The 12647-nt window shown below is 69.6% G+C and carries 8 protein-coding genes; 3 read left to right on the top strand and 5 right to left on the bottom strand.

The window, feature by feature from the left end; translation table 11 throughout:
• Positions 1–6: 6 nt before the first annotated feature.
• The 4 genes from EV375_RS03000 to EV375_RS02985 form a co-directional block, all read right to left on the bottom strand.
• Positions 7–1623: a glycerol-3-phosphate dehydrogenase/oxidase gene (locus EV375_RS03000; RefSeq protein ID WP_130298065.1), complete on the bottom strand. Its 1617-nt coding sequence runs from the start codon at positions 1621–1623 to the stop codon at positions 7–9.
• Between the two features lie 5 nt (positions 1624–1628).
• The gene (gene glpK, locus EV375_RS02995; protein WP_130298064.1) at positions 1629–3179 is read right to left on the bottom strand and encodes a glycerol kinase GlpK; all 1551 of its coding nucleotides are present in this window, start codon (positions 3177–3179) and stop codon (positions 1629–1631) included.
• A gap of 109 nt (positions 3180–3288) precedes the next feature.
• Positions 3289–4041 (bottom strand): MIP/aquaporin family protein, encoded by a 753-nt coding sequence (locus EV375_RS02990; RefSeq protein ID WP_130298063.1) that lies wholly within the window; start codon positions 4039–4041, stop codon positions 3289–3291.
• Positions 4042–4284: 243 nt separating this feature from the next.
• Entirely contained in the window at positions 4285–5124 is an 840-nt protein-coding gene (locus EV375_RS02985; RefSeq protein ID WP_130298062.1) for an IclR family transcriptional regulator, read from the bottom strand.
• 400 nt (positions 5125–5524) lie between these two features.
• On the opposite strand from EV375_RS02985, the gene metH reads away from it, so the two are divergent.
• The 3 genes from metH (at position 5525) to EV375_RS02970 (ending at position 11895) form a co-directional block, all read left to right on the top strand.
• Positions 5525–9049 carry a methionine synthase gene (gene metH / locus EV375_RS02980; RefSeq protein ID WP_130298061.1) on the top strand — a complete coding sequence of 1175 codons (3525 nt, stop codon included), beginning with the start codon at positions 5525–5527 and terminating at the stop codon, positions 9047–9049.
• Positions 9050–9155: 106 nt separating this feature from the next.
• Positions 9156–9869, top strand: a complete 714-nt coding sequence (locus EV375_RS02975; protein ID WP_130298060.1) for an HAD family hydrolase — start codon at positions 9156–9158, stop codon at positions 9867–9869.
• Between the two features lie 436 nt (positions 9870–10305).
• Complete coding sequence (locus EV375_RS02970) at positions 10306–11895, top strand: ABC transporter substrate-binding protein (protein WP_130298059.1); 1590 nt, start codon at positions 10306–10308, stop codon at positions 11893–11895.
• A 62-nt stretch (positions 11896–11957) separates the two neighbouring features.
• Here EV375_RS02970 and EV375_RS02965 read toward each other — a convergent pair whose 3' ends face one another.
• The gene (locus tag EV375_RS02965) at positions 11958–12626 is read right to left on the bottom strand and encodes a response regulator transcription factor (protein ID WP_130298058.1); all 669 of its coding nucleotides are present in this window, start codon (positions 12624–12626) and stop codon (positions 11958–11960) included.
• Between the last annotated feature and the right edge of the window lie 21 nt (positions 12627–12647).

Here is a 12647-nt window from a genome sequence, read left to right as displayed (position 1 = left end):
GGAGGGTCAGCTGCCGCGCTGCGCGAGCAGTGCCCCGACACGCTCACGCACCTCTTCGGTGTCCAGACCGCGGATCGTGAGGGTGGTGCGCCGCCGCAGCACGTCGTCCACGGTCTCCGCCCATTCCCGGTCCCGCGCGTGGACGACCTGGGCCCAGATCTCCGGCCCGTCCGGGTGGATGCGCTCGCCCAGCGACGGGTCCTCATTGACCCGCCGTGCGATGTCGAAGGAGAGCGAGCCGTAGTGGGTGGCCAGATGACGAGCGGTCATCGGGTCCATGCGCGGCCCCGGTTCACGTTCGCGGTCGACCAGCAGCCGGTGAGCGACGGCGTTCGGATTGGAGATGCCGGGAAGCGGAGTGCGGCGTACCAGTTCCCGTACCGGTTCCATGTCCTGTCCGATGGAACCTCCGGGCAGCTTCGCCAGCTTGTCCATCACGGCGCGTCCGATGTGCCGGTACGTCGTCCACTTGCCGCCCGCGACCGAGAGCATCCCTCCGATGCCCTCGCTGACGACCGTCTCCCGCTTCGCCGCCGTCACACCGCCGGGGCCGCCCGGCAGCACGCGCAGACCCGCGAAGGCGTAGCTGATCAGGTCGCGGGAAAGGTGCTCCTCCCGCACCGAGAAGGCGGCCTCGTCGAGGATCTGCTGGATGTCGGCCTCGGTGGCGGTGACGTCGCCCGGGTCACCCTCGTAGACCTCGTCGGTGGTGCCCAGCAGCAGCTGGTCCTCCCACGGAAGCGCGAAGGTGATGCGGTACTTGTCGATCGGCGTCGCCATCGCCGCCCGCCAGGGCGCCTTGCGGCGCAGCACCAGGTGCGCGCCCTTGGAGAGCCGGACGCTGGGAGCCGCGCCCTTGTCCTCCAGCCTGCGCAGGTGGTCCACCCACGGACCGGTTGCGTTGAGGACCAGCCGGGCGTCGACGCCGAACTCGCTGCCGTCGACGCGGTCGCGCAGCTCGGCGCCGGTGACCCGGCCGCAGGTGCGGCGCAGATCCGTGACCTCCGCGTGGTTGAGCACCACCGCACCCGAGTCGACGGCGGCGCGAACCGTCATGACGGCCATGCGCGAGTCGTTCATCTGGTGATCGCCGTAGACCGCGACCGCCCTCAGGTTCTCCGTGCGCAGCCCGGGATTGTCCGCCGCAGCACGGGACGGCGACACCAGACGCCCGACGCCGTCGCCGAACGCGGAGAGCGCGCTGTAGGCGAAGACGCCGGCGCCCAGCTTCGCCGCACCGTGCGGCCCGCCCTTGTAGACGGGCAGATAGAACTTGAGCGGGTTGACCAGGTGCGGGGCCACGTCCTTGGCCAGCACCCGCCGCTCGTGGTGGTTCTCCGCCACCAGCTTCACCGCTCCGGTCTGCAGATAGCGCAGCCCGCCGTGCACCAGCTTGGAGGAGGCGGAGGAGGTGGCGCCGGCGAAGTCGCCGGCATCCACCATCGCCACCCGCAGTCCCGACTGCGCGGCGTGCCAGGCCACCGAGGTTCCGAGGATGCCGCCGCCGATCACGAGCAGGTCGTACGTTGCTCCCGCGAGCAGCTCCCTGGTCTCGGCACGGCTGGGATTGCCGCCGGCAGCCGGATGCGTCCCGAGGGTGGGGACGCTCTGCAGGGTGTTCATGTCGTTCAGTTCTCCTCTTCGATCCAGCCCATGGTCCGCTGGACGGCCTTGAGCCAGTTCTTGTACTCGCGGTCGCGATCGGCCGCATCCATGTCGGGCGTCCATTCCGCCGCCCGCTTCCAGTTGGCGCGCAGCTCTTCGGTGTCGGACCAGAATCCGACGGCGAGCCCTGCCGCGTACGCCGCGCCGAGGCAGGTGGTCTCCGCGACCATCGGCCGTACGACCGGTGCGTCGAGGAAGTCCGACATCGTCTGCATCAGCAGGTTGTTGGACGTCATGCCGCCGTCGACCTTCAGCGCCGTCAGTTCGACCCCGGAGTCCTTCTGCATCGCGTCGACGATCTCGCGCGTCTGCCATGCGGTCGCCTCCAGGACCGCGCGGGCGAGGTGCGCCTTGGTCACGTACCGGGTGAGGCCGGCTATCACGCCGCGCGCGTCGTCGCGCCAGTACGGTGCGAACAGGCCGGAGAACGCCGGTACGAAGTAGGCGCCGCCGTTGTCCTCGACGGAGCTGGCGAGGGTCTCGATCTCCGCCGCGGTGCTGATGAGGCCCATCTGGTCGCGCATCCACTGCACCAGCGAACCGGTGACGGCGATGGCGCCTTCCAGGGCGTAGACGGGCTGTTCGTCACCGATGCGGTAACCGACCGTCGTCAGCAGCCCGTTGTACGAATTGACCGCCTCGTGGCCGGTGTTGAGCAGGAGGAACGTTCCCGTGCCGTAGGTGGACTTCGCCTCGCCCTCGGAGAAGCAGGTCTGGCCGAACAGCGCGGCCTGCTGGTCGCCGAGGGCCGAGGCCACCGGCACTCCGGCGAGCGCTCCTTTCGCCTCCCCGTAGACCTCGGCGGAGGAACGGATTTCGGGCAGCAGCGACATGGGGACACCCATGGAGTCGCAGATCTTCTCGTCCCACTTCATGGAGCGCAGGTTCATCAGCATGGTGCGCGAGGCGTTCGTCACGTCGGTCACGTGACGCCCGCCGTCCGGTCCGCCGGTGAGGTTCCAGATGACCCAGGAATCCATGGTTCCGAAGAGGAGTTCGCCGCGCTCGGCCCGCTCACGCAGTCCGTCGACGTTGTCGAGCAGCCAGCGGATCTTCGGTCCGGAGAAGTAGGAGGCGAGCGGCAGGCCGGTCTCGCGGCGGAAGCGGTCCTGGCCGACGTTGCGGCCCAGCTCGCGGCAGAGCGCGTCCGTGCGGGTGTCCTGCCAGACCAGCGCGTTGTGCACCGGCTCGCCGGTCGCCTTGTCCCACAGCAGCGTCGTCTCGCGCTGGTTGGTGATGCCGAGGGCCACCACGTCGGACTTGGTGATGCCGGCCTGGTCGAGGGCGCCCGTCACCACCTGCTGGACGTTGGTCCAGATCTCGGCGGCGTCGTGCTCGACCCAGCCCGGCTTCGGAAATATCTGCTCGTGCTCCTTCTGGTCGACGGCGACGATGCGGCCGTCCTTGTCGAAGACGATGCAGCGGCTGGAGGTCGTGCCCTGGTCGATGGCGGCGATGAAGGGGCCCTCGCCGTGCGTGGAAGCGCCCGCGGACTGGTTCTCGGTCTCACTCATGTCCTGCTCCAAGGTGATCTGGGTGGGTTGGGGCTCTCGGCCATCGGGCCGGGGACGTCCCGGGCCGTGCCCGCAGGCTGCCGGGCCGGGCGGCCCGGCAGCAACGGGCTCAGGCGAACGCGACCTGGTGCAGGCCGGCGGCCAGCGCGGCGCCGATCAGCGGGGCCACGACCGGTATCCAGGAGTAGGACCAGCCGGAACCGCCCTTGTTGGGCAGCGGCAGGAGGGCGTGCACGATTCGGGGACCGAGGTCACGTGCGGGGTTGATGGCGTATCCCGTCGGGCCGCCGAGCGACAGGCCGATGCCCACGACGACCAGTGCCACGATCAGTACGCCCGTGCCGCTGACCCCGACACCCTTGGTCAGTCCGAGGTTGAGGATCGCGATGACGAGAGCGAACGTGGCGATGGTCTCGGTGACGACGTTCTGCCAGGTGTTCCGGATCTCGGGGGAGGTGAAGAAGATGCCGTGCACGGGGCCGGGGTTCTCACCCTTGCGCTCGGCCATCTCCGGTTCCTTGAGGTCCGCGTGGAACTGGCCGTAGTACACGAGCCACACCAGCACCGCGCCGATCATGGCGCCGAGCGTTTCGCCGAACCAGTAGAGCGGTACGTCGCCCCACGGGGTCGTTCCCTCGATCGCGAGGGCCAGCGTCACCGCCGGATTGAGGTGGGCACCGGATACCTGGGCCACGTAGCCGCCGGTCAGGACGCCGAAGCCCCAGCCGAAGGCGATGGCGACCCAGCCGGCGTTGAACGCCTTGGAGCGCTTGAAGGTCACGGCGGCGCAGACGCCGCCGCCGAGCAGGATCAGCAGAGCGGTACCTGTGACTTCGCTGAAGAAGATGTCGGAGCTGGACACCCGCGACTCCTTTGTCTTGTCCAGATGGGGAGGGCGGGTCGGTTCCGTCCATCGTTCGACAATGCCGACCGCCGAATGGGCAGTTTTCTCCCTGGTCGTCGTCCCGTCAAGGGGTGTGACCGAGGACTCCGGCAGTCCCGCTGTGCAGGGGAGATCAACTCCGGGCAGGGGGTGGCGCCGGTGCCGCGCCGGCGCTCCTCGCGGCACCCGGCTCGCCGGGTGCCGCCGCACGGGGAGCGCTGCTCAGAACCGGCGGGCGCCCAGATCCCTCGAGACGGCGCGGGCGCAGTCGCGTACGGCGGCGACGAGCAGCGGCCTCAGCTCCGGCTCGCCGGCGAGACCGCCGGTTCCATTGGCGGCCGGCGCGGCGGTCGCGCCCACACCCACCGTCCCGGCCGCGACGTCCTCGCAGACCCGCTCCACCGCACCGGTGACGCCGACCGCGCCGACCGGCATGCGCCGGCGGTCGAGGATCGGCGCCGCGATCGACGCCAGTCCCTCCCACGTCTCCTCCACGTCGGCGGCCCAGCCGCGGGCCCGCGTCACCTTCAGTACGCCCTCGAACTCCTCGAGGGAGGTGACCGTGCGCTCCGTGAAGTGCCGGCGCTCGCCGTCCACCGCCTCGCTGTGCGCCACGGGGTCGAACGCGGAGAGCACCTTGCCCAGCGCCGTGCTGTGCAGCGGCTGCATCGCGCCGACCTCCAGCACCTGGCGGCTGTTGTCCGGCCGGAAGACGTGATGCACGATCAGCACGCCCTGTTGGTGCAGAACGCCGAGGTAGACGCTCTCCCCGCTGGACCGCGCCAGGTCGTCCGCCCAGACCAGGGCCCGGGAGCGCAGCTCGTGCACGTCCAGATAGCTGGTGCCGAGCCGCAGGAGCTCCGCGCCCAGCTGGTACTTGCCGGTGGCCTCGTCCTGCTCGACGAAGCCCTCCTGCTGGAGGGTGCGCAGCAGGCCGTGGGCGGTGCCCTTCGGGAGATCCATGGACGAGGCGATGTCGGACAGGCCGAGCCTGCGTTCACCGCCCGCCAGGAGACGCAGCACGGCTGCAGCGCGCTCGAGGGACTGGATGGTCCGGGCCACCGGGCACCTCCCTGACCTGCTCGCAACGGGCCGCTCTGAATTGGGTTCGACAATGCCGAACGGTATCGCTTGATGTCGACGGACGGTAGCCCGGTCCCACTGCTGGGTGAGCGCTCCGGATGGTCTTCGCGCCCCTGCGAGGCGCTCAGGCCCAGGTGACGGACGGTGCCGCTCCGCGACTCCCCGCCCCTCCGTTCCCGGTCCCCGCCCGTCCCCTCCGGTTGCTGGAACTGCGTCCCCCACCCCTTCTCGCTGCGTGGAACGCGTCCCGTCCCGTCCCGCTGCGTGGAATGCCCGGCTGCGCACTTGTGCTCGCCCGATACCCTGATCAGGTGCGCCGTCCTCAGCGGAGTGACGGGACGCATAGCCGACAGCCGTCGCACTCTAGGGAGAACCCTTCATGGCCTCGCCGAGCAGTACGCCCGATTCCGCCTTCCCGCGGGGAGCAGCTCTTCGCAAGGCGCTCACGGAGCGCGTGATCGTCGCAGACGGCGCGATGGGCACCATGATTCAGGCGCAGGACCCGTCCCTCGACGACTTCCAGCAGCTCGAAGGCTGCAACGAGATCCTCAACGTGACGCGCCCCGACATCGTGCGGTCCGTCCACACCGAGTACTTCGAAGCCGGCGTGGACTGCGTCGAGACCAACACCTTCGGCGCCAACCACGCCGCCCTGGGCGAGTACGACATCACCGACCGCGTCTTCGAACTCTCCGAGAAAGGCACCCGCATCGCCCGTGACGTCGCGGACGAGTTCGAGGCCGACGGCCGCCCGCGCTGGGTGCTGGGCTCGATGGGCCCCGGCACCAAGCTGCCGACACTTGGCCACGCCCCGTACGCCACGCTGCGCGACGCATACCAGCAGAACGCCGAAGGCATGATCGCCGGCGGTGCCGACGCACTGCTCGTGGAGACCACGCAGGACCTGCTGCAGACCAAGGCGGCCGTCATCGGCGCCCGCCGTGCCATGGACGTCGCAGGGGCCCACGACCTGCCGCTGATCTGCTCCGTGACCGTCGAGACCACCGGCACGATGCTGCTGGGCTCCGAGATCGGCGCGGCCCTCACGGCGCTCGAGCCGCTGGGCATCGACATGATCGGCCTCAACTGCGCCACGGGTCCCGCCGAGATGAGCGAGCACCTGCGCTACCTCGCGCAGCACGCCCAGGTGCCGATTGCCTGCATGCCCAACGCCGGCCTGCCCGTACTGGGCAAGGACGGTGCCCACTACCCGCTCACACCCGAGGAGCTGTGCGACGCCCACGAGGGCTTCGTCCGTGACTACGGCCTCTCCCTCGTCGGCGGCTGCTGCGGCACCACGCCCGAACACCTGCGCCAGCTGGTCGAGCGGGTACGCGGCAAGGAACCCGCCCCGCGCACGCCCCAGCCCGAGCCGGCCGCCGCATCCCTCTACCAGATGATCCCCTTCCGCCAGGACACCTCGTACCTGGCGATCGGTGAGCGTACGAACGCCAACGGTTCGAAGAAGTTCCGCGAGGCGATGCTCGACGGCCGCTGGGACGACTGCGTCGAGATGGCCAGGGACCAGATCCGCGAGGGCGCCCACATGCTCGACCTCTGCGTCGACTACGTGGGCCGCGACGGTGTCGCCGACATGCAGGAACTCGCCGGGCGCTTCGCGACGTCCTCCACCCTGCCGCTCGTGCTCGACTCCACCGAAGTCCCGGTGATCCAGGCCGGGTTGGAGAAGCTCGGCGGCCGCGCCGTCATCAACTCCGTCAACTACGAGGACGGGGACGGCCCCGAGTCCCGCTTCGCCCGCGTCGCCACCCTGGCCCGTGAGCACGGCGCCGCCCTGATGGCCCTGACCATCGACGAGGAGGGCCAGGCCCGCACCGCCGAGAACAAGGTCGCCATCGCCGAGCGCATCATCGACGACCTGACCACGAACTACGGCATCGCCGAGTCGAGCATCCTCATCGACTGCCTGACGTTCACCATCTGCACGGGCCAGGAAGAGTCCCGCAAGGACGGCATCAACACCATCGAGGCCATCCGGGAGTTGAAGAAGCGCCGCCCGGACGTGCAGACCACGCTCGGCCTGTCCAACATCTCCTTCGGGCTCAACCCGGCAGCGCGCATCGTCCTCAACTCCGTCTTCCTCGACGAATGCGTCAAGGCAGGCCTGGACTCGGCGATCGTGCACGCCAGCAAGATCCTGCCGATCGCACGTCTGGAGGAGGAGCAGGTCACCACCGCGCTCGACCTGATCTACGACAGGCGCAGGGAGGGCTACGACCCGCTCCAGCGGCTCCTGGAGCTCTTCGAGGGCGTCGACACCAAGGCGATGAAGGCCGGCAAAGCCGAGGAGCTTGCGGCGCTTCCGCTGGACGAGCGCCTCCAGCGGCGCATCATCGACGGCGAACGCAACGGACTGGAAGACGACTTGAACGCGGCGCTGGAGGAGCGTCCCGCGCTCGACATCGTCAACGACACCCTCCTCGCGGGCATGAAGGTCGTCGGTGAGCTCTTCGGCGCGGGCAAGATGCAGCTGCCGTTCGTGCTCCAGTCGGCAGAGGTGATGAAGACCGCGGTCGCCCATCTCGAACCGCACATGGAGAAGACCGACGACGAGGGCAAGGGCACCATCGTCCTGGCCACGGTCCGCGGCGACGTGCACGACATCGGCAAGAACCTCGTCGACATCATCCTGTCCAACAACGGCTACAACGTGGTCAATCTGGGCATCAAGCAGCCCGTCGGCGCCATCCTCGACGCGGCCGAGGAGAACAAGGCCGACGTCATCGGCATGTCCGGCCTGCTGGTGAAGTCCACGGTGATCATGAAGGAGAACCTGGAGGAGCTGAACCAGCGCCAGATGGCCGCGGACTTCCCGGTCATCCTCGGCGGTGCCGCGCTCACGCGCGCCTACGTCGAGCAGGACCTGCACGAGATCTACGAGGGCGAGGTCCGCTACGCGCGCGACGCCTTCGAGGGCCTTCGTCTGATGGACGCGCTCATCGGCGTCAAACGCGGCGTCCCCGGGGCGGAGCTGCCGCCGCTGAAGCAGCGCCGCGTGCCCAAGCGCCCCTCGTCCGCCGCCGGTGAGGTGCCGGAGGAGGAGGTCAACGACGGGTCGGTGCGCTCCGACGTCGCCACCGACAACCCGGTGCCGACGCCGCCCTTCTGGGGCAGCCGCGTCGTGAAGGGCATCGGCCTGAAGGACTACGCGTCCTGGATCGACGAGGGCGCGCTCTTCAAGGGCCAGTGGGGCCTGAAGGAATCCCGCACCGGCGAGGGCCCCGGCTACGAGGAGCTGGTGGAGACCGACGGACGTCCCCGCCTGCGCGGTCTGCTGGACCGGCTGCACACGGAGAACATGCTGGAGGCGGCCGTCGTCTACGGCTACTACCCGTGCGTCTCCAAGGGCGACGACCTGATCCTGCTCAACGAGGACGGCAGTGAGCGCACCCGCTTCACTTTCCCGCGGCAGCGGCGGGGAAGGCGGCTGTGCCTCGCGGACTTCTTCCGCCCGGAGGAGTCCGGCGAGAAGGACGTGGTCGGGCTGCAGGTCGTCACCGTCGGCTCGAAGATCGGCGAGGTCACGGCGGAGCTCTTCGCGAGCGACTCCTACCGGGACTACCTGGAGCTGCACGGCCTGTCCGTCCAGCTCGCGGAGGCCCTCGCCGAGTACTGGCACGCCCGTGTCCGTGCCGAGCTGGACATCGCCGCGGAGGACCCGGCCGCGATGGCCGACATGTTCGCCCTGAAGTACCGCGGCGCCCGCTTCAGCCTCGGCTACGGGGCCTGCCCCAACCTGGAGGACCGGGCGAAGATCGCGGACCTGCTGCAGCCGGAGCGCATCGGTGTGGAGCTGTCGGAGGAGTTCCAGCTGCACCCCGAGCAGTCCACGGACGCCATCGTCATCCACCATCCGGAGGCCAAGTACTTCAACGCCCGATAACGGGTCCGGCCGGACCGTCGTAGAATGGTCGATCCGGTACAGGCCGGTCGTTCGCTCCTGTGGGGCGGGCGGCCGGCCTTGTTGTCCCTCACGGAGGTGTACGCGGATGACCAGCTCCATCCCCGCACTCGGCACTCTTACGGCCGAAGGCTCGTCGCTGCAGGCGGTGCTCCTCGACATGGACGGCACCCTGGTCGACACGGAAGGCTTCTGGTGGGACGCCGAGAGTGAGGCATTCGCGGAGCTGGGACACGTACTGAAGGACGAATGGCGTGAGGTCGTCGTGGGCGGCCCGATGACCCGCAGCGCGGGCTTCCTCATCGAGGCGACCAAGGCCGACATCACGGTCGAGGAGCTGACCGTCCTGCTCAACGAGAAGTTCATCGAGCGGCTGCGGCGCGGCGTTCAGCTCGTCCCGGGCGCCCGGCGGCTCCTCACCGAGCTCTCGCTGCACGGTGTGCCCACCGCGCTGGTCTCCGCGTCGCACCGCGAGGTCGTCGACGAGATGCTCGTCTCCCTCGGCAGGGAGCACTTCCACCTCACCGTCGCCGGGGACGAGCTGACCCGCACCAAGCCGCACCCCGACCCCTACCTGACGGCTGCGGCGCGCCTTGGCGCCGACCCGGCGCGCTGCGCCGTCATCGAGGACACCGTGACCGGAGTCGCCTCGGCGGAGGCCGCCGGGTGCCGGGTGGTGGCGGTGCCCTCCGTGACACCGATCGAGGCCGCCGCAGGGCGCACCGTCGTGGAATCGCTCGAAGAAGTGAATCTCGCCTTCCTGCGTTCCCTGGTCCTGATGGCCCACCAGAGCGTCTCCTGAGGCTTCCCGCGCGGTCCCGGCCCCCGGGGGTGCGGGATCGCTCCGCGGCGCCTGTGCGGGGCTTCTGCCGCCGCAGCAACGGAGGTCGGGGCGGCTGCCGTTGATGAATACGTGGCTCCGCCCTCTTGACGCGGCGTTACCGGCGCTGTGACATTCACGAGCACTTCGCGTCGGTGCCGGACCACCGGCCTCTTCGGTACGCGGCGGGCTCCGTCGCCGTGCCGTGGCTGCCGCTCTGGCCGCGTCCCCCGGCATCAGGGCCCCGGGGACGCGCCGCGCCGCGCGGTCCGTACGGCGAAACACCGGAGGTGATCCTCATCGGGCTCCAAGTCCGTTGTGGAGGCGGCACGTTCAGGAACGGCCGGCCGAGTCCGTTAACGGCCTGTCAGGTCCTCCGTGCCGCGACCGGTGCGGCCGGCCGAGAGGACCGTGCCCGATGAAGTTCAGACCCTGGGCGGTGACGGCCGTGGCCGGGCTCCTGGCGTCCCTGCTCACCGCGTGCGGCGAGGTCACCGGAAGCGACGCCCCGGCCGTCGTCGTCGGCACCACCGACACGTTCGCCCTCTCGAAGGACTCGCCCGCGCCGCTGGACCCGGCGGCGGCGTACGACGTCACCTCCTGGAACGTCATGCGCAACGCCTTCCAGACGCTGCTGCGGATGCCGCGCTCCGGCACACGGCCCGTCAGGGACGCGGCGGAGAGCTGCGGATTCACCGACGCGCAGAACGAGCAGTACCGCTGCACCCTGCGCAAGGACCTGACCTTCTCCAACGGGCACAAACTCGACGCCCGGGACGTCGAGTTCTCCATTGCCCGGACCCTGCGCATCCGCTTCGCCAACGGGCCCGCCTCGCTGCTCAGCGGGATATCCAAGGTCAAGGCCACCAGCGACCGCGAGATCGTCTTCCAGCTGCGCAAGCCGGACGCCACCTTCCCGTTCAAGATCGCCACCCCGGCCGCCTCGATCGTCGACGAGGAGAGTTATCCCGAGAACGGCCTTGCAAAGGGCTTCAAGACGGTCGGTTCCGGCCCGTACACGCTCGAAGTCGACGCGGACGAGGGCAAGACCGTCTTCACCCGCAACCCCGGCTACAAGGGCGGACTCAAGGTCCGCAGCGAAAAGGTCGAACTGCGCTCCTTCCGCGACTCCGGCGCCATGGAGAAGGCGCTGCGCGCGGGAGACATCGACGTGATGAACCGCACCATCTCCCCGAAGCAGGTGGACAGGCTCGAATCCGCGCCCGAGGACAACATCAGCCTCGTGCAGCAGCCGGGCCAGGAGATCCGCTATCTCGTCTTCAACACCGACGACGAGACGGCGGGCCGCCTCGCGGTGCGGCGGGCCATGGCGAAGGTCATCGACCGTGAGTCGCTGGTGCGCGACGTCTACGAACGGACCGCCGAGCCGCTCTACTCCCTGGTGCCCTCAGGCGTGCCCGGGCACCGCAACTCCTTCTTCAACAAGTACGGCGAGTCCGGCACCGACTCCGCACGGCGCACCCTGCGCAACGCGGGCCTCGTCCCGCCGGTGAAGGTCGAGCTCGCCTACACCACCGACCACTACGGCAGCGTCACCGCCAAGGAGTTCCGCCAGCTGAAGAAGCAGCTCGAGGACAGCGGCCTGTTCGCCGTCGAGATGCGGGGCCTTCCGTGGGACACCTACCGGACGGACGCGCTCAAGGGGAAGTACCAGATCTACGGCTACGGCTGGTTCCCCGACTTCCCGGACGCCGACAACTACATCGCGCCCTTCTTCGAACGGAACAACTTCCTCAACACCCCTTACGTCAGTTCCGAGATACGGAACCAGGTGATCCCGCAGACCCGGCAGAAGACCGACCGCGTCCGCACCGAGGCAGGCTTCGCCCGCGCGCAGGACATCGTGGCCGACGAGGTGCCGGTGCTGCCGCTGTGGCAGGGCAAGCAGTACATCGCGGCACGGGACGACATCACGGGCGCGGAGTGGGCGCTCAACTCCTCGTCGGTGCTGCAGCTGTGGGAACTGGGCCGCAACGCCGACAGCTGACGGCGGAGGGACCGCGGGCGCGGCCCCGCGCGTGAGGTGCCCGCCCTGAGTAGGGCGCGGCGTCACGCGCCGGGCCGCACCAGCCCGCTCTCGTACGCGTACACCGCGGCCTGCACGCGGTCACGCAGACCCAGCTTGGTCAGCACGTGCCCGACGTGCGTCTTGACCGTCGTCTCGCTGACGAAGAGGTCGGCGGCGATCTCCGAGTTCGACAGGCCGCGCGCCACCAGCTTCAGCACCTCCACCTCACGCTCCGTCAGCTGGTGGAGGGCGTCCGGCACGGGCTCCTCGCCCGAGGGGAGCTTCCCCGCGTACTTGTCGAGCAGGCGGCGCGTGACGCTCGGAGCCAGCATGGCCTCGCCGGCGGCGACCACGCGGATCGCCTGCACGAGCTCCGGGGCCGGCGCGTCCTTGAGCAGGAAGCCGCTGGCGCCGGCACGCAGCGCCTCGACCACGTACTCGTCGAGGTCGAAGGTGGTCAGCACGAGCACTTTCGCCGGCCCGTCCTTCGCCGGCCCGGTGATGCGGCGCGTGGCCTCCACCCCGTCCATCCTCGGCATGCGGATGTCCATCAGCACCACATCGGGCTGCAACGCCCGCACCTGGTCCAGCGCCTGAAGCCCGTCGCCCGCCTCACCGACCACGGCGAGGTCCTGTTCCGCCTCGAGGATCATGCGGAAGCCGGTGCGCAGCAGCGGCTGGTCGTCGACCAACAGGACGCGGATAGCCACGGGATCTCCTCGGACGGGTGG

The organism is Streptomyces sp. CNZ301 (assembly GCF_004217425.1).
This window is presented reverse-complemented; position numbering and strand designations above follow the sequence as displayed.